This is a genomic window from Pseudomonas sp. GM30 (assembly GCF_000282275.2).
Lineage (GTDB): Bacteria > Pseudomonadota > Gammaproteobacteria > Pseudomonadales > Pseudomonadaceae > Aquipseudomonas.
The window spans coordinates 1-20465 of the sequence record NZ_AKJP02000005.1; the positions used below are offsets into that span (position 1 = coordinate 1).

Consider the following 20465-nt stretch of genomic DNA (forward strand, 5'->3'; position numbering starts at 1 on the left):
CCGAAAACTGCGCAACTCATTGAATCTCAAGGAGTTTTCCGTTTCGACTGCGCCGGAAGTGGGGCGAATTATAGACCTCCTGAATCTGCCGTCAACCGTTAATTTCAGTTTTCTATGAAAGCACCCCAAAATGCCTTCTATATATAGACGCAACCGCTGCGGATGCGCAGCATATAGTCCATCGCCTAAGACACCGCCTTCGGATGATGTCTCACAATGACAGTCCAACTTCCTGGATCTGCCCCCATGCCTGGCTCCCGAATACGCCCTACCCCAGCGCCCCTGCTCAATCCAGGCGAGACCGTGGTGCTGTTCGACGGCGTTTGCAAGCTGTGCAACGGCTGGGCGCGTTTTCTGATCCGCCACGACAACAAGCAGCGGGTGCGCCTGGCGGCAGTGCAATCTCCAGAAGGTCAAGCATTGCTGGTATGGGCCGATCTGCCGGTGGACCAGTTCGACACCATGGCGGTGATCCGCGACCAGCATTACTGGGTACGCTCGGATGCGTTCTTTGAAGTCATTGCACTACTGCCCGCTCGTTGGTCGCCGGTCAGGCTTCTGCGTGTTTTCCCACGAGCACTTAGAGATTGGGCCTACGACCGCGTCGCACTGAATCGCTATCGGATTTTCGGCAAGTACGACAACTGCCTGTTACCCAACCCCGATCACGAACGACGCTTTCTCAAGTCGCCGGTGTGAATGCTCAGCTACAACATCAACCGCAGCCACTGCCCCGGCGTCATCTTCGTCACCATCATCAGCACGATCACGAACATCCCGAGAAACCCGCAAACACCCATCCAGAACCACTGCCGATAAACAGCCCGGTAATCAGCATCAAGCCCTGCCCCACCTTGCACCGCGTCCGCCGCCATCCCCTGCAAACGTTTCTGCAGCAACAGCACCGGCAGCCAAAGCGAGCCCACTGTAAAGAACAGGATCAGCGACATCAGCACCCAGTCCGTGGTCAAGGGCAACCCGGAAACCCTCGTCAGCCAATAACCCGTCGCGATCTGGATGAAGCCCGCCGGCGTGGTGATCCAGGCGTCATAGCGCACGACCATTCTCGCCACATGTGCGATCAATTGTGGATTGGCCGTGCGACTGGCGGCGATCAGGTACAGATAGGAACCCATGCCGAAGCCGAAGAGGAAAATCGCAGCGATGACATGCACGTACTTCACGCTCAGATAAAGCATGCTCAACGCAGCCCGTCAGAGAAATGCACCGACAGGCCAAGATTCTGCGGATCGTTGATCGCTGCCATGTATTCGTCGACGCTGATCTCACCGACACAAGGACGGGCACCCGGTTCGGGCAAGTAACCTCGGGCGATCTTCGCGGCCAGAGCAACGGCAGCACAACTCGGGATCTCCGGCCCCCTGTCATTCAGCGCGGTCAGTTGCGCCGTCATCGACAACGGCTGGTCGTTCAAGCCGACACCTTGCACATCTATATACATCGCACTTTTGCCATCCCCGAAACGCTCAAACCATGTCCCCCAGCGATGCAACCGGGCCGCCCACACCCTGTGGTCACGCACCAGCCCTTTCCTCATCGCCAGTGCAAACAGATAATTGGCTACGCCGCCGAACTTGAGGCCCGCGCCAGCCTTGAAACTCAAAGTGTGAGCGCCAAACCGGCTGGCAAAGATGTCCATGTCCGGCACATCCACATTGGCCAGCGCGCGAGTGCCCAGGTTCTGCAGCTTGCGCAGGGTCAGGTCTTCCCAGCCCATCACTTCATGCACTTGACCATTGCGCAGTTGGCGGATCGGTTTGCCCGCATATGCCAGCACACCCTCGATCGTCGATAACCCCGGCATTTTCGCTGATGAGGAAATGCCGTGCTCGATCGAGTCGATGCGTTTGAAGTGATGGCGCTGCTCATCGATGATCGCCGAAGACAGCGTCGGCACCGAACTGCAACCACTGAGGATGGTGAGACCGGCCTCTCTGGCCCGTGCATCGAGTATGCCGATGCCATTGACGAATGTCCGGCAATCCGCCAGATCGCAATAGTTGACGCCCGCCTCGATGCAACTCTCGGCCACCGCATAGGATTGCCCCTGAAACGGGCCGCCCGTGTGAACCACCAGTTGAATATTCATCGCGCGCAGAGCCGCGGCGAACCCGGCGCCCATCGCATCACCACACCAGTGCTCGCAGGTCGCCCCCAATTCAGTGACCTTGCGCGCCAGCTTCTGCGGATCGCGCCCCGAGATCGCCAGTTCGATGCCCGGCATGTCGATCAGATGCCGACAAACGATACTGCCAAAGTTTCCATACCCGCCAACCACCAACACCCTGAGTACCATCAACGCTTCCCTGAACGATTCATCTCGAATGGTAGATTTTGGCCGATAGCAGCCCCCCCCCTACCGCCCCGAAAACAACGCTAACCGACAAGCCAAGCCAAAAAACACCGCCCCCAACACCTGATTCAACCGCCGCGCGATCCGTGCATTACTCGCCAGCTTGTTCCCAACCTTGCTGGCCAAAACAATCACCGCCCCATTCACCAGCAATCCGATCACATTCAGGATCGTCGCAAACACTAACATCTGCAGCACCAGCGAGCCCTTCCCTGGATCGACAAACTGCGGAAACAGCGCCAGCACAAACAGGGCCATTTTCGGATTGAGCAGATTGGTCACCAACCCTTGGCGGAAGATGCGCAACAGCGGTGTGGCTGGCAGGGTCTCGCTGGTGGCCAAAGATGATGCGACGCTGGTGAAGGCTTTCCACGCCAGGAATGCCAGATAGGCGGCGCCGGCGAAGCGGATGATGTCGTAGGCGGCGGGCACGTTGGCGACCAGTTGCGACAATCCGAGGGCGGCTGCCAGTGCGTGGCAGTAGGTGCCGGCCTGAATGCCGGCGAGGGAGACGAAACCCGAGGCGCGGCCCTGACTCAGACTTCGGGAGGCGATCAGCAGCATGTCCGGGCCGGGGGTCAGGGCAAGCGCGAAACAGGCGCCGGCGAACAGGAGTGCTACGGAAAGGTCGATCATAAGGGCCTCGGCGTTTTTATTGTCTGGGTCGCCTTGCGGGCGAGTCGAGGCAGTTTACCGAACGGCAAAGCCCGTGACGAAGATCATGCGCAAAGTGCGATGTCGCGGCCATTTTAGATAGCGAATCGACTACCCTTCGCCACTGAGGTTTCACCTTTGAATGACTACACAGGGAATAACCATGTCGATCCATGCAGTGACCCTTCCTCGTTTCGCCCAGATGTTGCGCTCGCTGGCGGCCATCCTGTCCAAGAGCGAGGCTTTCGCCCTTGAGCGCGGCTACGACGCGCAAGTTCTGCTAGACGCACGTCTGGCGCCGGACATGCACAACCTCGCCACGCAGGTTCAATACACTTGCACTCAGGCTCAGGACGCCGTGCAGCGGCTGACACAACAACCGCTGACCAAGCTCACACCGCCTGAGAACATGGCGGCGGCCAAGGCCTTGATCGACAGCACACTGGAGATGCTGGCGGCGGCGAATCCGGCGCAGATCGACGCCAGCGCGGACAAGAACATCGCCCTTGAACTGCAAAACGGCATCGCCTTCGACATGACCGGCCGCGAATACGCCGTGGACTGGGCGATGCCGCAGTTCTACTTCCACCTGATCACCGCGTACAACATCCTGCGCCACAACGGCGTGCCGCTGGGCAAGGCGGATTATGTGCAACACATGTTTGCGTATCTAAGGAAGTAAGTGCAGCGCGAGCTTCGGGTCAATCAGGATTGACCCGGAGTTCCTGCAGAAGAAACGCCAGTGACTCCACCGCACCGTGATGGTTCTGTGTCGAACGCTGTGTATCCCATGACATGGCATCGTCCACACAGAAATCGCCAGCGCACTCCACGTTCAGGTCCTCATCCAGCAGGCCGAGCGGAATCCACACGTAAGGTGATCCGCGCAGCGGGTTGGGCACGGTCGAGCCGCATTGTGCGCAGAAGTCATTCCTGTAGCCGCTGGGTTTGACCCAACTGTTTATCAAGTCCTGGCCCGCCTCCCAGCGAAAGTCCCGAGCGCTGACCAGCGTAGCGAGGTTGAACCCGACACCGGTTTGCTTGCGACACAGTGAGCAGTGGCAGCGATAGAAAAAGCGCGGTTCCACTGTGAGGGAAAAGCGTACTGCAGCGCAAAGACACTGCCCTGTTATCACGGATATCTCCTTTGGACGAGCGCTTGCACATCCATGCTGAAGTTTTTGCTGGCCAAAACAGCATTCTAATGCCCCGGATGAAAAACCAAAGTTTTCCGCTCTGCACTGCATCCGTTTCACCCCCTGCTCCGTATATTCAACACCCTCATTTGAAGGGTCGAAGAATCCAGGAGACGCACCATGCACATGTTCATCAGACGCCTTGCTGTCGCTTGCTTCACCCTGCTCTGCCTCGGAGCCGGATCCAGCTTTGCCGCCGATACCGTGATGGTCGGCGGCGCGGCCATGTATCCGACCAAGACCATCGTCGAGAACGCAGTCAATTCTAAGGATCACACGACACTGGTCGCTGCGGTCAAGGCCGCCGGGCTAGTGGATACGCTCAACAGCAAGGGCCCGTTCACGGTCTTCGCCCCCACCAACGAAGCCTTCGCAAAACTGCCCGCCGGCACGGTCGATATATTGATCAAGCCTGAACACAAGGTCGATCTGACGAAGATCCTGACTTACCACGTCGTGGCCGGCACACACACGGCCAAGCAGTTGATGGACGATGCCAAAATGCACGGCAGCAAAGTGATGCTGAAAACCGTCCAGGGCGAATCGCTGACCGTAATGTTGCACGACGGCAAGCTGTGGGTGCAGGACGCCAAAGGCGGAAAAGCTGCGATCACCATCGCGGACGTCATGCAATCCAATGGCGTGATTCATGTGGTCGATACGGTGCTGATGCCGAATTGACTGGCTGACGTTGGCGGGCTCTCGTCAGAGCGTCCGCCAACGTCACGATTGAAATGCCTTGCGACTCACGCCGAACGTTTTTCCACCCAGCGCCGATATTGCCGAGTGCGAAACGCCATGGCGATCTGCTGCAAAATCAGCGCTCGCAACGGGGACACACTCGGATCAGGCTTTTTCGCTCGACTGAGTTTACCCAGCTGAAACTTCACCACCGCCATGTTCGCCAGGGCGGCGATGGCCTTGTTTTTCCAGGTGATCGGCGGCAATTGCGGGGCGTTGTCCTTGCCCTGCTGCCAGTCGCGCGGCAGGTGGGGATCGATCGCCAATGCGGTACCGATACCGACCATGTCCACACCACTCTGCACGACGTTTTCGGCAACCGGACGACGGCGGATGCCGCCGGTGACCATCACCGGCATTTTGGCAACGGTCTGAAGGTCCCGGGCAAACTCGACGAAATAGGCCTCGCGAGCCAACGTGCGACCATCGCGCGCCTCACCCTGCATGGCCGGGACTTCGTAGCTGCCACCGGACAGTTCCACCAGATCCACCCCCAATTCGTTGAGCAGCTCAACCACCTTTTTCGCATCGTCAGCGGTGAATCCGCCGCGCTGGAAATCTGCGGAATTGAGTTTGACCGCCACCGCAAATTGCGCGGAAACCACGGCCCTGACTGCCTTGACGATCTCGACCAACAACCGCGCACGGTTCTGCAGAGAGCCGCCCCACTCGTCCGTCCTTTGGTTGGTCAGAGGCGAGAGAAACTGGCTCAACAGATAGCCGTGAGCGGCGTGGATTTCCACCCCGGTGAAGCCGGCCTGTTCACCCAGGCGTGCGGTATTGGCAAAGCGCTGGATGACGTCCTTGATCACACTGGTGGTCATGGCGTGGGGCGTGGCGAAACGCTTGGACAGTTTGCCCAGCTCCAGCGGCACCGCTGACGGCGCCCAGGTTTTCTGCCCGAGGTTGGACTGCATCTGGCGCCCCGGATGATTGATCTGCAACCAGAACTGCGCACCGGCAGAACGACCGATCCGCGCCCAGCGCTTGAACTTGTCGAGTTGCTGATCATCCTGCAGCACCACGCCGCCCGGCCCGGTCATGGCGCGGCCGTCGACCATCACGTTGCCGGTGATGATCAGCCCGGCACCGCCATCGGCCCACGCCTGATACAGACGCATCAGCTCTGCGGAGGGCGCCTGGTCGGCGTCCGCCATGTTTTCTTCCATGGCGGCTTTGGCGATGCGGTTCTTGATGGTCGAACCGTTGGGCAAGGTCAGGGCGTCGAACATATTCATGGGGCAGTCCTCAACTGGAGATGAGGCCACCATAAGATTGAAGTCAACTTTAAGGTCAATGACTTTTTTCAAGCTCATTCAATGTTGATTTCGCTCGACCCAGGCAAGTGCGTCACCAGATCCGCGCCCAACAACCGCGCAGGTGTGTAGGCACCGCCGGGCGGACGTGTCTGCAACAGATAGCCGACCACCGCCAACGCAGCGTCGATCGTCAGGCTGTAGACGTTCGCGGTGTGCACGCGGGCGACTTTGCTTTCACCGCGAGCATTGCGCGCCTCGCCCCACACATAGGTGCCTTGGTCAGCACGTTTTGCTTGATCCGGGCCGGTCACGGTCTTGCCGATGCGCGCCTTGAGCAGCCGCTGCACAAACGACAGTCCCAGCAACGGACGAATCCAGTTAGCGAGCCTGGCGCCGCGAATCATCCCCGCCGAACCCGGTATGAACACCTCGATATTGGCGATGCCGGTGGTGTGCCAGGCGGTGGACACATCGCCCCAGGGGATGGTCATCGCCAGCTTCTCCCCGGCACCGAAATCGATACGCCGAACCCGATAGGCCAGCGGCACGGAAACGATCTTGCCGTCACGCCGGACCTTGCCGCCCTGCGCCAGGCCTTCGATTGAAGTCTTGGCAGTGCCGGGTGAAAAGCTCGAACGTGAATCGAAGCCCAGCGCCAGATGCGTCGCATCCGGCAGCGCGTCTTTCAGGGCGGCGGCAACGCAGTCGGTCGGAACTACATCGAAGCCGACGCCGGGGCAAATGACTGACCCCGCTGCCCGCGCCCGCTCATTCAGAGACTGCGCATGTTCGAATACGGCAATCTCGCCAGTGATATCCAGATAGTGTGCGCTGGCTCGCAGGCAGGCTTCGATCATCGGCGCGGCGGTTGCGGAAAACGGCCCCGCGCAATGCAGAATCAAGCCGTGACCCTTGATCTGCGCCAGCAACCGCGCAGGGTCATCCAGACCGAACACCCGGGCTTCGAGACCCAGCTCCCGGGCCAACGCTTCGACCTTGTCGCGGCTACGTCCGGCCAACACCGGTCTGAGTCCACGCCTGACGGCATCGCGAGCGATCAGTTCGCCGGTATAGCCGTTGGCGCCATAAATCATCCATTTCATCGGTGTATCCGGTTGGTCTTGCTGACTCATGCGTGGCTCCTGAGTGGATTGATGATCGGCGTTATTGCCTTGCCCAATCAGCGTCAGACGCTAGCGTTAAAGTCAGGTTGAGGGTCAAGCAAAAGTCCGATGGCATCGACGCAAATTATTCGCAGCAGCGGGGGTTGACCTTAAAGTGAGGTTTAAGGTGAGCATGCGCCGACCTGCTTGCTCGATGGAGCCCGGATGATGCTCAAGACCCTTGTTTCCTCTGCCCTGCTATTGATAGGTGGTGCTTTCATGACGTTTGCAAATGCTCAGTCGGCGGCTATCAAGGATCGCCAGATCCTGGTGATCATGACCAATCACGCCAGTTATCCCTCTCGAACCGATACCACCGGGTTGTGGCTGACCGAGCTGACCCACTTCACCGATGTGGTGGAAGCCGCCGGCTACACCACTGTGTTTGCCAGCCCCAAGGGTGGCGCGGTGCCTCTGGACGAACGCAGTCTGGGCTGGTTGTACATGGACAAGGCTGCGCGGGAGCACTTGCAGTCCCCTGCGTTCCGCGCGCGCCTGGCCAATACGCTGCCGATCGCCGAGGTCGATCCGTCCCGCTTCGGCGTCATCTACTTCACCGGGGGCCATGGCGTCATGTGGGACTTTCCCGACAACCCTGACCTGCGCCGTGTCGCCGAAACCATCTACAACCAGGGCGGCATCGTGTCGGCCGTGTGCCATGGCGTAGCGGGTCTGCTGGATCTGAAGGACAGCCAAGGCCAATTGATCATCAAGAACCGAAACATCACCGGTTTCTCTGACCGCGAAGAGCTGCTCTCGGGCATGAAAAATCAGGTGCCATTCTTTCTTGAGGACCGCTTGGTGAGCCAGGGCGCGCACTACCGCAAGGGCTGGCTGCCGTTCACTTCATTTGCCATTACCGATGGAAGACTGGTGACCGGCCAGAACCCTCAATCGCCCAAAGCCGTGGCTGAAGCCGTGATGGCGGTGCTCAACGCCGACGAACGAACGCGCTGAATCTTTTTGTAGTGCCTACCCACCGGAGAAAGTCCGATTGAAACTCGCAAGCGCCGTTTTAACAGGATTGCTGATCACCACTTTTGCCAACGCTGCGTTGGCGGAGACACCTGAAATGTCCGACCTGACCGAGACCACCACCATCGACATTGCCGGCCACCCGGTGCCCGTCGTCAAGGGTGGCCTCTATGACCGCTTTCGCTCCAATCCGCCGTTGTCGGTGATTGCCGCCGAAGTCCCGGGCGTTGATTTAAGCTGGTTCAAAGGACTGGAAAAGCACAAGGTCGACATTGGCTTCGAGTCCTATTCCCCAAACTTCTACTACCAGAACAGTCGTGTCACGGCGATCTATACCGCCGACCTCGACCGGCTCCGGGCGTTGATGCCGCCCGAAATACTGGCCACCGTGCAACCGCTGCAAGTCTGGCCAGGACGTGGCTTGATCGCATTCACTGCGTACACCTACGAGCATTGCGATAACGACGCCTATAACGAAGTTGCCGTGTCGATCATCACCAACAAACCCGGCAAAGCCAACCTGGGACCGCTCACGTTGATTGGCCAATCGATGTCAGAAGACTTCTGGGGTTATGTGCTCAAGTTGCCGGTCAATACCGAGCTGGCACGGGTGCGCGGAGTCGTCGGTTACAACCTGCCGAAGTGGCTGACCGGGATTGATCGCAAAGAAAACCGGCAATCGGTGATCTATGAGATCAGCGACAGCCAGACCGGCAAACCGGACGTGTCCTTCACCGCGAAGAAGCTCGACAAACTGTCGCGCAATGAGAATATCGTCACCAGCAGTTTCACCAACCTCGATCACCAGGGCCAACTGGCCTATGGCTACGCGGTGTCGCGCCAGCTCAGCCACGGTTCCAGCCGGGACGCGGATGCCGCCACGCTGACGCTGAGCGATGGCAGCCTGTCAACCTACCTGCGCGACCTGAAGCTGGGGAAAATGGTCAAGTACGAATATGTCCCGGAGTTCCAGAGTGCACTTTACGCACCAAAGCCGCTCGCCACGCTGGTTGGCAAGCGCTGAAAGCGGTAACGCCCGTCAGGCTCGGGATGCCTGGCGGGCGTTTGCTTTTCTTGCCGCAGCGGCTGGCTGCTTGTCGGGCGCAGAAGCCACGCCGTCTTCGCGCAGCCGATGGATCAGCATCTGCGCATTGTCGGCACACGCCATCCCCGCAGGTTTATCCTCGATACCCTGGATGGCCCGCAGCAGTTGCTCCTTGTTCTGCGCCAGTCGCTGCTGCAGGACTTCGATTTCATCGACTTTTCGCTTCAAGCCACTGAGCAACTGGTCGTGCTGCCAACCGCTGGCATTCATTGGCATCAACTGACGGATTTCCTCCAATGAGAAACCCGCCGCCTGCGCGCCCGTAATGATCTGCAGAATCCATTGGGTATCGGGGGCGTAATCGCGATAGCCATTGGCTTTGCGCGCGACCGAAGTGATCAACCCGCTCGCTTCGTAGAAGCGGATGCGCGACGGCGCCAGTCCGCTGATTTTCGCCAGTTCACCGATTCTCATGTCCAACTCCGCAAGCACGTTAACCTTGAAGCTGACTTTAAACCCGAAGGAGTGCAAGAGCCAACACGGCAGATCAAGCCAACAGCTCAGTCATCCACTGAATCTGCCGCGCTATCTCTTCCAGCTTTTCCTCGGGTACAGCCTGGCGCGCCTGTTTGAAGCTGTTCAGGGTCTTCTGTTTCTGCCGTAACGAGCGCTGCCATTTGGCGATGAATGCCGGGCTGCGTGCTTGCATCAACAACGGGCCGAAGTACAACTGTCGGGCGCTGTAGCTTACCGGGGCACCGCGTTCGGCGACGATGATTTCATAGAAGAAGCGGTTTTCCTGCAGCACTTCCTCGTCGAGGATGCGGTAGCCGTTGTCCATCAGCCATTGGCGCAGGGGTTGCTCGCCGCCGTTGGGTTGCAGGATCAGCCGTTCGTGCCCGCGCAGGCGCGCCTTACCGCTGTCGAGAATGTCGCGAATCGTCTCGCCGCCCATGCCGCAGAGGCTGATCGCGGTGATTCCGTCATCAGGCTCGATCGCCGCCAGACCGCTGGCCAGACGCACGCTGATGTGCTGCTGCAGATCGTTGTCGCGCACCGTGCGCACCGCGGCATGGAACGGCGTCAGCGCCACCTCGCCGGCCACCGCCGCAACGATGGCGCCACGACGCATCAGGGTCACCGGCAAATACCCGTGATCCGAGCCGATATCCGCCAGCCGCGCGCCCGCCGGTACCTGCGCCGCCACCCGCTCCAGACGCATGGACAAAGTGTGTTCGTTCAACTGCCGCCCTCTTCCCCAGCCATCGCCGGCGCTGCTGGCCGGACAAGGGGCGCGACTCTAGCGGGCAACGTCGGGTAATTCAAATCCGGACGGGCGCGGCCTTACTCCGACGCCGCTCGCTGCAGAGCCGCCTGCATCCGCTATCTTCTTTGCAACCGGCCTACTAATCTGCGCGCAGCCGTATCTCAAAACAACAAATGCACTCATGGAAGATCAACCTTGAAAACAGCTCTCGGCGCCCTGCTTCTATTTGGCCTGTCCACCAGCGCACTCGCGGATTCGCGTCCCACCGGCTTTCACAGCACGACCCTGGCGGCGGGCGCAATCGAAGTGCTCGAAGAAGACGCACCGGGCGATGGCGTCATTTGTCGGGATGGCGACCATGCGCGCCCGCGTGAGGAGATCCAACAGCAGGTGGTGGCGCTGATCAGCGATTTTCTGGCGACGTCGAAGCCATGATCGAGCGCGAGCAACTTCACCGGCAAGGTTATGCGCTGCTGCGCCGTGCGATCCCGGGAAAGTGGCTCGCCGACCTGCGCGCGGTATTCGATGCAAATGTGCAAGCATCAGAACACTGGCCGGTCCCGCGCGGCGCGGACTGGCGCCATTCGCTGCTGGACCTGGATGCAACCGTGCAAGCGGTGTGTCGCCTGCCGCAGGTACTGGCGGTGGCAGGTGAGCTGATTGGCGAACGCTTCTTCCTGTCCCAGGTCGAGGGTCGCGAACCGCTTGCCGGCGGCGGCCATCAGCAACTGCACCGCGACTTGTCGATCCAGCGGCCCGGCGACATGGTCAACGCCATCGCCTTTTTCGACGACTACGACCCCGCCAACGGCGCCACGCGCATCGTCCCGGGCAGCCACCGACCGTCGCCACAACAACTCCCATTCGACCCCAACGACGAGACCGCCGTCGTGCAGCTTTCAGGGACTGCGGGGGACATTCTGCTGTTTGACGTCGATCTGCTCCATGCAGCCAGTCGCAATATGAATGGCGCACGTCGGCGCTCTATTCTGATCAACTATTGCGCGCAGGCGCTGTACACGACGCAGCTGGAAACCGCGGCGTTGCGTGGTGTGCGCATGGACACCCGTGAACAGTTCGATCCTGCATCGCTGCAACAGACTCGCCAAAACGCTGCGAGCCGGTTTTAATGCGCGCCTGGCGGGCAGATGCCCAGCCCCTTCACCGAGAAGAAACATGAACCGTCAAAAGAAACTGCAGCAGTTGTTCAAGGAAAAGGCCAAAAAGGCCAGCGCCAAACTCGCGCCGAAAAAACCCAAGTACATCAGCAAGGCTGACCGCGCGAAGATGGCGGCCGAAGCGGCGGCCGAACCGGTTGAAACCAACGAAAGCTGATCCAGCGCGCCAGAGTTCAATCACACTCGGTCGGCTGAGACAGGCAGTCGGCATGCCGAGGACCGGGGATATATTCAGATTCTCGCATCCGGCGGCATATTCACTGGAGGCCAGCAGGCGTCTGGAGCGGGTGGCGCTTTGAGTGCTGAATGGGAGCTTGTCACGGGATCGTTCAGCTGCAATTCATTAATAAATGGATAGAGCGCAACGCCGCCTCCGAGAAAAATGATTACAAAAGCCATGCTCTTCATCCGTGTCCCTTCTGGCCATTTTCCTGGCCGGCATTTTTTTGCCGTGCCGAGCTCGTGCGCAGCAGTTTTTGCAGCGTAGACGCCCACAGCATAGTCAGCCCGGCTGCCTCTGGCGCCGTATGCGTATCTCCTGCCGATCGCGCGTCCGTCATGTCCTCAAGGCGCTCGCGACTGACTGTACCTGGAGACAGCCCGTAGCAGCGCAGAACAGTGGAAAAACGATACTGCCCTGCTAACCTCAGTTTCGGGTGGCGCGCCTGCGTACCCGGATCGCAAAGACAAATGTGCCATCCCATTCATGCAATTGCGGATCGTGAATGAAAGCTCGATGTCCCGAATGTGGCTATGTGACAAACAGCCCTCCGCCAACCCATAAGTGCCCTCAGTGCGACAATTTCTCCCATGACTGGCTGATTTACGACTGGGACAGCTTTGCTTCAATTCAGCGTCAGCATATTCGCTACAACCTGGTGATCATTGGCATAGTGCTGATCAGCCTTGTTACGACCATAAGCCTGGGACTGACCAGTGTGTTTCCGTGGATGATTGCCCTGTTCATCATCCCTGCCACGATCAGTCTGTTTTATTGTCGCAAGCGGCTTGCCAAGAAATCCGAATACAAAGGACATAAAGGCACGGCTATGTTTCCCTGGTTCTCTGGATTCGGGGGACTCTGAACGAGCACGCAAGTCCCGCGTAGCTGCAACTCATCAGGGCGCCGACGGTCGCCATGATCGCCGTCATGACCGCAATCTTGCAGGCGAAGCGATCGCCTTGTGCATGGGCATGATGGGTGGTGTGCTCGATGTGTTGCTCAGGGGGGCTGGAGACTTCGAACTCTTCAGGCATGGCTGTCGAACGTGGGTGAGTGACAAGAACTGGGCGGTCTTATGAGGACAACCACAGCGAAACACGCAAGCCACGCTGCGCCACTTCATCGACAAAACTCAAACCCACCCGAATCCCCGTGCGTTCGGCGATCGCCCTGACAATCGACAGCCCCAACCCGGACCCGGCCTCGCCGGTGCCCAGGCTGCGGTAAAACGGATCGAACACCAGCGCCTGTTCTTCGGCGCGGATGCCCGGCCCCGAGTCCTTGATTTCGATGCTCACGCCCTGCTCCGTCCGTTCGACGCTGAGGTCGACTCGTCCGCCCGCCGGGGTATAGCGAATGGCGTTATCCACCAGGTTCTTGATCAGGATCAACAGGTCGAGTTCGTTGATGACGACCTGCACGTCGTCGATGCTTTCCACGCCGATATCGATGTCTTTGTTCTCTGCCAGTGGCAGCAGGTCTTCCAGCACTCGGCGAAACACGGCATGCACCGACACAGCGGCCTCGGCGCGTTGCGCGATTGATTGCGCGGCGGCCAGGGCCAGCAATTGTTCGATCAGCTTGCGACTGCGCTCGATGCCCTGAGCCAGTGGCAGAAAGTTCTGCCGGGTGTCAGCCGACATGGGCGCAGCGGCCAATCGCTCAGCCTGCAGCGACAGCGCGGTCATCGGCGAGCGCAGTTCATGGGCGGCATCGGCGATAAACCGTCGTTGCGCCTCCATGGCCTGCGCCACACGTTTGAGCAATCGATTGATCGCCACAACGAAGGGCCGGATCTCGCTCGGCAGGTGCTGTTCATCGATCGGATGCAGTGCCTGCTGGTCACGCTGATCGATTTCCGCCGCAAGCGTCGCGATCGGTCGAAACAGCTTGCGCACCAGATCCCCCACCACCAACAGCAGCACCGGAAACAGGATCAGAAACGGCAGCAGACTGCGCCAGGCGCTTTCCCGCGCCTCCTTGTCGCGCACGTCGGCTTCCTGCGCGACCGCAATGCGTTCGCCTGCCGAGGTGGTTCTGACCAGTACACGATAGTGTTCACCGGCAATGTTCTGCGTCGACAAACCATCGGCCAGGGTCAGGGGAAAGGGCAATGGAATACTCGCGTCATCAGTGCCGACGGCTTTGCTGCTGTCAGCCAGGTATTGCACGGTGATCCGCGAGTCTTCGTCATCACCAACGACCTGCCCGGCAGCGGGATAACCCAAGGTCATGTGCTGCCGGTCGAACAGCAGCGCCACCTGACGCAGGCTTTCGTCCTGCATTTCGTGCGCTTCGTCGAGCGCCGAGATGAACGCGAATGCACCGGCGAGCAAGGCGACGATGAGAATCGCCAGTGACAGCGTGATGGAAAGCCGTGACTGCACCGAGTCGCTCAAACGCCTTTTGAAACCATCCATCCCATCCCCCTGACATTCCTGATGACATGGTTGCCCAGTTTGCGCCGCAGCGAATGGATCAAAAACTCCACCGCGTTGCTTTCCACTTCGTTGCCCCAGCCGTAAATCCGGTCTTCAAGTTCGCTGCGCGAGAGAATCGCCCCCGGGCGGATCAACAGTGCCTGCAACAGCGCGAACTCGCGGCTGGAAAGCTGCACATCGGCGACTTGCGCGGTGGAGGCCTGTTTCGAAATCAGGTTCAACGACACCTCGCCGTTATCCAGCAACGATTGCGCGTTACCGCCGCGCCGGCGCAATACCGCTCGCATGCGTGCCAGCAACTCGGCCATGTCGAACGGTTTGAGCAGGAAGTCATCCGCGCCGCCATCGAGGCCGCGCAGCCGGTCATCGAGGCCATCGCGGGCGGTGATAATCAGCAGCGGCACGGGGTTGTTGCGCGCGCGAATGGCATCCAGCACATCGAGCCCGTCCTTGCCGGGCAGGCCGAGGTCGAGCAGCACCAGGTCGTAGGTCTGAGTGTCCAGCGCCGCCAGCGCGGTGAGGCCGTTTTTCACCCAGTCGGTGGCGTAGCTCGCCTCCTTGAGCGCCGCCTCGATGGCTTCGCCAATCATCAGGTCATCTTCGACCAGCAGAATCCGCATGCAGCGCTCCGACAGAAAAAGGCGCGACGGTCATGGCCATCGCGCCTGTATTGAAGCACTTGAACCGACGTTTGTCCGCCGCCGGTTCAGCGCTGCGATCACTGCTTGCCGTTCATCGAATCGAAAGCCTTGAGCAGGTCGTCCATGGCCGCCTTGCAGTCAGCCTGCTTCGGCGAGTTGGCGCGCAGGGCATCCAGCGCGCGGTCGATGGCCTTGTCCAGTACATGCCAGTCGGCAGCGGCACGCGGCTTGATGCCGGCTTCGGCAGAGTCCCAGGAGGTCTCCAGATCCTTGATCCGGGTCTTGGCGCCGAGCAGGTCGTTTTTCTCGACCCGCGCGCTGACGTCGGCGGCGATGTTGCGGAACTCGCTCAGGTCACCCAGCTTCGAGCCCGATTGCGGCGGCGCGCTCAAAGAGCTGGTCGGCGTGCCGGCAGCGGGCTTGTCGGCGGGTTTCGAGCAGCCGGCGAGGCTACCGAGCAGTACCAGAGACGAGATGATCGCGACGTGGCGAAAAGCCGTTTTGAAGGCGTGCATATTGATTCCTTGATGGGTATCCAAACGTTTATTGAGTGAGGGCTTTGCGATTGCCAAGGCTGATCTGCGCGACCGCCACCAGCAGCACGATGACGCTGAGGAAGATCGCACTGGTCCAGGCGGCGCCCATGCCCAGGCCACCGTAGGTCTTGGCCTGAGTCAGCAAGTCACCGAGAGAGGCGCCGAACGGACGGGTGAGGATGTAGGCGATCCAGAAGGTCAGCACCACGTTGGCCCCCATCCGCCAGGCCAACAGCGTCGCCGCGATCAGCGCGCCGAATATCACTGCACCGACGGTGAAGCCCAACCCCAGCGCTTCGGTTGCCAGGTCCCCGGCGGCAGTGCCCAGGGCAAAGGTGCAGAGCACAGTGGACCAGTAAAAAAGCTCGCGCCGCGGCGTGTTGATTTCGCGGATCGACAGGTTGTCCTCCATCGTGAACCAGATCAGGAAGTTAACGGCCAGCAACACCGAGAACACCGCAGTGCTGACGTACAGGCTGATGTCGAGCATGTCGGTCATGATGTCGGTGATCTGCGTGCCGACGATGCTCACCAGCACCACAGTCAACCAGTAGATCCAGGGCGTATACGCGGTTTTACGCATTTGAAAGAACAGCGCGCACCCGAGTAACAGCGCCATGCCGATGCTGGTCCAGCCAGCACCGAAACCGGCATCCACGGCGAGAAAGTCGGCGCCGGTTTCCCCCACGGTCGTCGAGAGAATCTTGATCACCCAGAAGGCCAGTGTCACTTCGGGGACTTTGTTAAGCCATCCGGCTTTTGCGGGATTCATGTGTGGATCGCCTCTCCTGTCCAGCGCTGAACTTGCGCTGAGGGGAAGATACGAGCCAATACTTAGCTGAGACTGAGGACGTATACGGCGCGACCGATTCACCGGCCCGCTCTGCTCCCCGGAAATTTTCCGCCGTGCCCGGTTCGATCACCTAACCTCATAGATTGTGTGATCAACGAGAACCGGCCCCTCTCATGCGCAACACATTGAAGTTATTGTTTTTTGTCGCGCTGCTACTGCTCGCTCCGGGCGGTTCGGCACCGTGGGCGGCGGATTTGCCGGCGCCTTCGGCGACCACTGCGGTGCCGCTGGTGGAGGTCTCACAAAGTGATCTGCAAGCCCTGCAACTGCGCCTCGACGGGCTGAAGCAGCAGATTTCCGCCGCCAACAACTACAACCAGCTCGAAGGCCCGCAAGACCGGGTACAGACGTTCATTCTGGACATCGATCGGTTGTCGGCGTCGTTGTTGCCGCAGCAGGCACAACTGGCGGTGCAACTGGGGGTGCTCGGCGCGGCGCCGGATACGCAGATTGCCGCCGAACAAGCGGAAATCGCCGCGCAACGGGCAATGCTCAGCGAACAGAAAAACAAGGTCGATGCCACGCTCAAGAGCCTTGCCGCGCTCAAGCAAAGCGCCGCCGAGCTGATCACGCAAATCGCGGGGATTCGCCGCACGCTGCTCGAAAGCGAACTGACGCTGCGCACCGACAGCATCCTGAGCCCCGACTTCTGGTCGCCCTTGGTGTCGCCGGAGCCGGATGACCGCCAGCGCCTGAAGTTTTTCATCGATCAGGTGAACCTCACCTGGGCCACGGTCTGGGCGCCCGGGCAACGCTTTTTCACCTGTGTGCTGGTGCTGCTGGCGCTGGCTTTCTGGACGCTCGGCCGCCGACTCGCCGAGCGCGGGCTGACCTGGCTGTGCATCCACCGCATGCCCGAGGGGCGCCTGCGCCGCAGCGCGCTGGCATTCGCCTCGGCGCTGGCGACCCTTGGGCACCACGGCCATCGCTTTGCACCTGCTGTTTTACGCCTGCACCCGCCACGAACCGCTGACGCCGGTGCTGCAGACTTTTTCCGAGGAATTCGAAAAAGCCGTTTACGCCTGCGTCCTGATCACCGCGCTGAGCCGCGCGCTGCTGTCGACCAAACATCCCTCGTGGCGACTGCCGGCGATTGCCGACTCGGTGGCGCTGGCGTTGCGGCCCTATCCACGGATTCTCGCCGCCACCCTGCTGGTGCTGGTGACGCTGGTGCAGGTCAGCAACGCCACCGGCATGAGCAGCCAGATCGTGATCGCCCAGCGTGGGGTGATCGCCATCGTGGTGATTGTGATTCTGGTGCCGCTGCTGTGGCGCGTCGGCAAAGTGCGCAAGGCGCTGATCAGCGCCAATGAACCGGAGGCCGGCAGCACGTTTGCCGGGGCGATCTACAGCATTGCCACGGTGTGCATGTGCATATCGGCGCTGGCCTTGCTCACCGGCTACGTGTCGCTGGCCCGCTTCGTCACCTATGAGTTGGTCTGGGCCTATATCGTGCTGGCCGGGTTCTATTTGCTGATTCAAGTGGTCAAGGATGCCTGCGAATACCTTTTCTCGCCGCGCTACTCGGCCGGCAAGACCCTCAAGCAAACCCTGGGCATGGGCGACCGGCGGCTGGAGCAGATTTCCATTGTGCTGTCCGGTGCCAGCCGTGCCGGGCTGTTGCTGCTGGCGGTAATCACCCTGTTCGTCGGCGGCATCGGCACCACGTTCGGGCAACTGACCAGCAACGTCATGGGCATTCTCGGTGGCGCCGGGTTGCGCAAGCTGAACATCGTTCCCGCGCATCTGATCAATGCGGTGCTGGCGTTGCTGATCGGCATCTACCTGATCCGCGCTTTGCGCCGCTGGCTCGACAACGAATTCCTGCCCAAGACCGACATGGACCCGGGCATGTGCGCGTCGTTGAGCACGCTGTTTTCCAACATCGGTTATGCCACGGTCATCCTCCTGACGCTGTCGTCGCTGGGCGTGCGCTGGACCAATCTGGCGTGGATCGTCAGTGCGCTGTCGGTGGGGATCGGTTTCGGTCTGCAGGAGATCGTCAAGAACTTCGTCTCCGGGCTGATCCTGCTCACCGAACGGCCAGTGAAGGTCGGCGACCTGATCAGCATCAGCGGCGTCGAAGGCGATATCCGCCGGATCAACGTGCGCGCCACGGAAATCCAGCTCAGCGACCGCTCCATCGTGATCGTGCCCAACTCGCAACTGATCTCGCAGAACCTGCGCAACGTCACCCTCGGCGGCAGCGCCCAGGGGGTGGCAAGCCTGGAGCTGATGTTCCCGCTGGACATCGACCCCGAACAGGTCAAGGAACTGCTGTTGAACACCTACCGTGAAAACGAAAACATCCTCGACAAACCGGCGTCGTACGTGCGCTTCAGCAAACTCTCGCCGGATGGCATCACCTTGACGGTAACCGGCTACGTTGGCAGCCCACGGATTGTCGGCGGGACCAAGAGTGATCTGCTGTTCGAGATTCTCAAGCGGCTGGGCGCCGAGGGCATCGCGCTGGCCAAACCACCAGCGACGTAATCCTCCTTGCAGGAGCTGCGGCAGGCTGCGATCTGATGATCTTGAAATCCAGACATCAAAAGATCACAACCTCGTTGCACTCGACAGAGCCTGCAGGCTCTCGTGCCGCGTATGGATTCTGGCAAGGTATAAATCTATTTATGCCAGTACGCGAAATCGCCAATTTCACTTATGCGTCACCAATCCCTAGCCTCTCGCCAAATTCCTTCTTGAGCGAGGCTCCCATGCCCTATGTCATCTACATCTTTACCCTCAGCGCCTTTGCCTTGGGTCTGGCCGAATTCGTTCCGATCGGCCTCACCGACGTCATGGCTCGCAGTCTCGGCGTCGACGTCGAGGCGACCGGGGCAACCATCACTGCGTACGCCTTGGGCGCCACTTTCTCAGCACCGATCTTCAGTGCACTGATGGCAAGTTGGTCGCGCAAGAACGTAATGCTGGTGACCGCTCTGGTGTTCAGCGTCGGCAGTCTCGCCGCGGCGTTTGCAACCTCGCTGACCTTGATGCTGGTAGCGCGATTCATCGCCGGCATGGGACATGGCCTGTTCCTGGCGGTGGCTTCAAGCACCGCGGCGCGTCTGGCCGGGCCGGGTCGCGCAGGGAGCGCAGTGGCAGTGGTGTTTGGCGGGTTTACCCTGGCGATGGCGATTGGCGTGCCTGTCAGCACCTATCTGGGTGGCGTAATGTCGTGGCGCCTGGTGCTGGCGGCGATTGCCGTGTTCGGAGCGATTGGTTTCTTCGGCTTGCTGTTCGGCATGCGCGATCCGCTACCGACTGCTTCCGACGGCAGCTCGGCGTTGCACAGCCTTAAAGCGCTGCTCAACGGCAAGTTGCTGGCCGGCGCCCTGGTCACTGTGCTCGGCTACGCCGGTTCGTTCGTCGCCTACACCTACATCGCGCCAATGCTGACTGAAGTCACTCATACCACTGCCACCACTGTCGGCGTGTTCATGTTGTTGTACGGCGCGATGGCAGCCATCGGCAATGTACTGGGCGGCAAACTGACCGATGCCTGGGGAGTGGATCGCGCCAGCGCCGCATTGATTGCCGGGATCGTAGGGGTGACAGCGGGCATGTGGGGCTTCTCCGGTTCGCCGTGGATGATGGGCTTGCTCGTCGGCTTGTTGGGGATGTTCAGCTTTGCTGCAGTGCCGGCCTTGCAGGCCCGGCTGCTGGGAATCGCCGAGCGCCATGCGCCGCACGCGCATGGCGTTGCGGCCGGGCTGAACATCGCCGGGTTCAACTCGGGGATCGCGCTGGGTTCGGTGCTGGGTGGCGTGACGATCAGCCAGGTGGGCCTCAGTCATGTCGGGCTGACCGGTGCGGCAGTCTCAGCGCTCGGGCTGCTGCTGGTGTTAAGTCAAATGTTCGCTACGCCACGCTATCGCACGGCTGATAATCTGTAAGCCAACCTACATTTTCACGG

Annotated in this window: 22 protein-coding genes and 2 pseudogenes; 11 read left to right on the plus strand and 13 right to left on the minus strand. The window is 60.3% G+C overall.

All coding sequences use genetic code 11. From position 1 onward, the window contains the following. Window positions 1-246 precede the first annotated feature (246 nt). The gene (locus PMI25_RS03940) at window positions 247-699 is read left to right on the plus strand and encodes a thiol-disulfide oxidoreductase DCC family protein (RefSeq protein WP_007966327.1); all 453 of its coding nucleotides are present in this window, start codon (window positions 247-249) and stop codon (window positions 697-699) included. Window positions 700-707: 8 nt separating this feature from the next. On the opposite strand, the gene PMI25_RS03945 is transcribed toward PMI25_RS03940, so the two are convergent. Genes PMI25_RS03945 through PMI25_RS03955 form a run of 3 tightly spaced genes read right to left on the minus strand, consistent with a single transcriptional unit; the run spans window position 708 to window position 3010 of the window. Beyond that, on the minus strand, window positions 708-1199 hold the full coding sequence (locus tag PMI25_RS03945) for a DUF2269 family protein (RefSeq protein ID WP_007966328.1): 492 nt from the start codon (window positions 1197-1199) through the stop codon (window positions 708-710). A 2-nt stretch (window positions 1200-1201) separates the two neighbouring features. Next, entirely contained in the window at window positions 1202-2317 is a 1116-nt protein-coding gene (locus PMI25_RS03950) for a saccharopine dehydrogenase family protein (RefSeq protein ID WP_007966330.1), read from the minus strand. Window positions 2318-2377: 60 nt separating this feature from the next. Continuing rightward, window positions 2378-3010 (minus strand): LysE family translocator, encoded by a 633-nt coding sequence (locus PMI25_RS03955; RefSeq protein ID WP_007966332.1) that lies wholly within the window; start codon window positions 3008-3010, stop codon window positions 2378-2380. Between the two features lie 181 nt (window positions 3011-3191). On the opposite strand from PMI25_RS03955, the gene PMI25_RS03960 reads away from it, so the two are divergent. Beyond that, a complete protein-coding gene (locus PMI25_RS03960) occupies window positions 3192-3710 on the plus strand; it encodes a DUF1993 domain-containing protein (protein ID WP_007966333.1) in 519 nt (172 codons plus the stop codon). Between the two features lie 19 nt (window positions 3711-3729). Here PMI25_RS03960 and PMI25_RS03965 read toward each other — a convergent pair whose 3' ends face one another. Then, complete coding sequence (locus tag PMI25_RS03965) at window positions 3730-4275, minus strand: GFA family protein (RefSeq protein ID WP_238547066.1); 546 nt, start codon at window positions 4273-4275, stop codon at window positions 3730-3732. A gap of 69 nt (window positions 4276-4344) precedes the next feature. Between PMI25_RS03965 and PMI25_RS03970 the strand changes: the two genes are divergently transcribed. Then, complete coding sequence (locus tag PMI25_RS03970) at window positions 4345-4905, plus strand: fasciclin domain-containing protein (RefSeq protein WP_007966335.1); 561 nt, start codon at window positions 4345-4347, stop codon at window positions 4903-4905. Between the two features lie 65 nt (window positions 4906-4970). Here the strand turns inward: PMI25_RS03970 and PMI25_RS03975 are convergent, their stop codons facing one another. Continuing rightward, window positions 4971-6203: an NADH:flavin oxidoreductase/NADH oxidase family protein gene (locus tag PMI25_RS03975; protein WP_007966336.1), complete on the minus strand. Its 1233-nt coding sequence runs from the start codon at window positions 6201-6203 to the stop codon at window positions 4971-4973. 74 nt (window positions 6204-6277) lie between these two features. Next, window positions 6278-7357 carry a saccharopine dehydrogenase family protein gene (locus PMI25_RS03980; protein WP_007966338.1) on the minus strand — a complete coding sequence of 360 codons (1080 nt, stop codon included), beginning with the start codon at window positions 7355-7357 and terminating at the stop codon, window positions 6278-6280. Window positions 7358-7552: 195 nt separating this feature from the next. Here PMI25_RS03980 and PMI25_RS03985 point away from each other — a divergent pair, with 195 nt between their 5' ends. Both PMI25_RS03985 and PMI25_RS03990 read left to right on the plus strand, forming a co-directional pair. Further along, entirely contained in the window at window positions 7553-8344 is a 792-nt protein-coding gene (locus tag PMI25_RS03985; RefSeq protein WP_007966340.1) for a type 1 glutamine amidotransferase domain-containing protein, read from the plus strand. A gap of 37 nt (window positions 8345-8381) precedes the next feature. Beyond that, window positions 8382-9386 carry a hypothetical protein gene (locus PMI25_RS03990; RefSeq protein WP_045121975.1) on the plus strand — a complete coding sequence of 335 codons (1005 nt, stop codon included), beginning with the start codon at window positions 8382-8384 and terminating at the stop codon, window positions 9384-9386. A gap of 15 nt (window positions 9387-9401) precedes the next feature. Here PMI25_RS03990 and PMI25_RS03995 read toward each other — a convergent pair whose 3' ends face one another. Together PMI25_RS03995 and PMI25_RS04000 are read right to left on the minus strand one after the other, a co-directional pair. Further along, window positions 9402-9881 carry a MerR family transcriptional regulator gene (locus tag PMI25_RS03995; protein ID WP_007966344.1) on the minus strand — a complete coding sequence of 160 codons (480 nt, stop codon included), beginning with the start codon at window positions 9879-9881 and terminating at the stop codon, window positions 9402-9404. Between the two features lie 73 nt (window positions 9882-9954). Further along, window positions 9955-10650 (minus strand): tRNA (adenine(22)-N(1))-methyltransferase, encoded by a 696-nt coding sequence (locus tag PMI25_RS04000; protein ID WP_007966346.1) that lies wholly within the window; start codon window positions 10648-10650, stop codon window positions 9955-9957. A gap of 318 nt (window positions 10651-10968) precedes the next feature. Here PMI25_RS04000 and PMI25_RS28545 point away from each other — a divergent pair. The 3 genes and pseudogenes from PMI25_RS28545 to PMI25_RS27940 all read left to right on the plus strand — a co-directional run. Beyond that, window positions 10969-11109: pseudogene (locus PMI25_RS28545) on the plus strand (dienelactone hydrolase); the annotation flags it as partial. Beyond that, on the plus strand, window positions 11106-11804 hold the full coding sequence (locus PMI25_RS04010; RefSeq protein ID WP_007966348.1) for a phytanoyl-CoA dioxygenase family protein: 699 nt from the start codon (window positions 11106-11108) through the stop codon (window positions 11802-11804). The pseudogene PMI25_RS28545 and the gene PMI25_RS04010, both read left to right, overlap by 4 nt. 46 nt (window positions 11805-11850) lie before the next feature. Then, on the plus strand, window positions 11851-12009 hold the full coding sequence (locus PMI25_RS27940; protein WP_007966349.1) for a DUF2986 domain-containing protein: 159 nt from the start codon (window positions 11851-11853) through the stop codon (window positions 12007-12009). A gap of 74 nt (window positions 12010-12083) precedes the next feature. Here PMI25_RS27940 and PMI25_RS29375 read toward each other — a convergent pair whose 3' ends face one another. After that, window positions 12084-12251, minus strand: coding sequence for a hypothetical protein (locus PMI25_RS29375; protein ID WP_160165318.1), 168 nt, complete (start codon window positions 12249-12251; stop codon window positions 12084-12086). Between the two features lie 326 nt (window positions 12252-12577). On the opposite strand from PMI25_RS29375, the gene PMI25_RS04015 reads away from it, so the two are divergent. Further along, window positions 12578-12937: a hypothetical protein gene (locus PMI25_RS04015; protein ID WP_007966350.1), complete on the plus strand. Its 360-nt coding sequence runs from the start codon at window positions 12578-12580 to the stop codon at window positions 12935-12937. Window positions 12938-13148: 211 nt separating this feature from the next. Here PMI25_RS04015 and PMI25_RS04020 read toward each other — a convergent pair whose 3' ends face one another. The 4 genes from PMI25_RS04020 to PMI25_RS04035 form a co-directional block, all read right to left on the minus strand. Continuing rightward, the gene (locus tag PMI25_RS04020; RefSeq protein WP_007966351.1) at window positions 13149-14495 is read right to left on the minus strand and encodes an ATP-binding protein; all 1347 of its coding nucleotides are present in this window, start codon (window positions 14493-14495) and stop codon (window positions 13149-13151) included. Next, window positions 14471-15136, minus strand: coding sequence for a response regulator (locus PMI25_RS04025; protein ID WP_007966352.1), 666 nt, complete (start codon window positions 15134-15136; stop codon window positions 14471-14473). Before PMI25_RS04025 ends, PMI25_RS04020 begins: the two co-directional genes overlap by 25 nt. A gap of 98 nt (window positions 15137-15234) precedes the next feature. After that, window positions 15235-15672 carry a hypothetical protein gene (locus tag PMI25_RS04030; RefSeq protein WP_007966353.1) on the minus strand — a complete coding sequence of 146 codons (438 nt, stop codon included), beginning with the start codon at window positions 15670-15672 and terminating at the stop codon, window positions 15235-15237. 28 nt (window positions 15673-15700) lie between these two features. Further along, entirely contained in the window at window positions 15701-16465 is a 765-nt protein-coding gene (locus PMI25_RS04035) for a COG4705 family protein (RefSeq protein ID WP_007966354.1), read from the minus strand. Window positions 16466-16659: 194 nt separating this feature from the next. Between PMI25_RS04035 and PMI25_RS04040 the strand changes: the two are divergent. Both PMI25_RS04040 and PMI25_RS04045 read left to right on the plus strand, forming a co-directional pair. After that, window positions 16660-19039: pseudogene (locus tag PMI25_RS04040) on the plus strand (DUF3772 domain-containing protein). Window positions 19040-19263: 224 nt separating this feature from the next. Then, the gene (locus tag PMI25_RS04045) at window positions 19264-20445 is read left to right on the plus strand and encodes an MFS transporter (protein ID WP_007966359.1); all 1182 of its coding nucleotides are present in this window, start codon (window positions 19264-19266) and stop codon (window positions 20443-20445) included. Window positions 20446-20465 lie beyond the last annotated feature (20 nt).

Coding starts and splice junctions, on each gene's coding strand:
- PMI25_RS03940 (WP_007966327.1), top strand. CDS start 247: ATGCCTGGCTCCCGAATACGCCCTACCCCAGCGCCCCTGCTCAATCCA.
- PMI25_RS03945 (WP_007966328.1), bottom strand. CDS start 1,199: ATGCTTTATCTGAGCGTGAAGTACGTGCATGTCATCGCTGCGATTTTC.
- PMI25_RS03950 (WP_007966330.1), bottom strand. CDS start 2,317: ATGGTACTCAGGGTGTTGGTGGTTGGCGGGTATGGAAACTTTGGCAGT.
- PMI25_RS03955 (WP_007966332.1), bottom strand. CDS start 3,010: ATGATCGACCTTTCCGTAGCACTCCTGTTCGCCGGCGCCTGTTTCGCG.
- PMI25_RS03960 (WP_007966333.1), top strand. CDS start 3,192: ATGTCGATCCATGCAGTGACCCTTCCTCGTTTCGCCCAGATGTTGCGC.
- PMI25_RS03965 (WP_238547066.1), bottom strand. CDS start 4,275: ATGCAGTGCAGAGCGGAAAACTTTGGTTTTTCATCCGGGGCATTAGAA.
- PMI25_RS03970 (WP_007966335.1), top strand. CDS start 4,345: ATGCACATGTTCATCAGACGCCTTGCTGTCGCTTGCTTCACCCTGCTC.
- PMI25_RS03975 (WP_007966336.1), bottom strand. CDS start 6,203: ATGAATATGTTCGACGCCCTGACCTTGCCCAACGGTTCGACCATCAAG.
- PMI25_RS03980 (WP_007966338.1), bottom strand. CDS start 7,357: ATGAGTCAGCAAGACCAACCGGATACACCGATGAAATGGATGATTTAT.
- PMI25_RS03985 (WP_007966340.1), top strand. CDS start 7,553: ATGATGCTCAAGACCCTTGTTTCCTCTGCCCTGCTATTGATAGGTGGT.
- PMI25_RS03995 (WP_007966344.1), bottom strand. CDS start 9,881: ATGAGAATCGGTGAACTGGCGAAAATCAGCGGACTGGCGCCGTCGCGC.
- PMI25_RS04010 (WP_007966348.1), top strand. CDS start 11,106: ATGATCGAGCGCGAGCAACTTCACCGGCAAGGTTATGCGCTGCTGCGC.
- PMI25_RS27940 (WP_007966349.1), top strand. CDS start 11,851: ATGAACCGTCAAAAGAAACTGCAGCAGTTGTTCAAGGAAAAGGCCAAA.
- PMI25_RS29375 (WP_160165318.1), bottom strand. CDS start 12,251: ATGGCTTTTGTAATCATTTTTCTCGGAGGCGGCGTTGCGCTCTATCCA.
- PMI25_RS04015 (WP_007966350.1), top strand. CDS start 12,578: ATGAAAGCTCGATGTCCCGAATGTGGCTATGTGACAAACAGCCCTCCG.
- PMI25_RS04020 (WP_007966351.1), bottom strand. CDS start 14,495: ATGGATGGTTTCAAAAGGCGTTTGAGCGACTCGGTGCAGTCACGGCTT.
- PMI25_RS04025 (WP_007966352.1), bottom strand. CDS start 15,136: ATGCGGATTCTGCTGGTCGAAGATGACCTGATGATTGGCGAAGCCATC.
- PMI25_RS04030 (WP_007966353.1), bottom strand. CDS start 15,672: ATGCACGCCTTCAAAACGGCTTTTCGCCACGTCGCGATCATCTCGTCT.
- PMI25_RS04035 (WP_007966354.1), bottom strand. CDS start 16,465: ATGAATCCCGCAAAAGCCGGATGGCTTAACAAAGTCCCCGAAGTGACA.
- PMI25_RS04045 (WP_007966359.1), top strand. CDS start 19,264: ATGCCCTATGTCATCTACATCTTTACCCTCAGCGCCTTTGCCTTGGGT.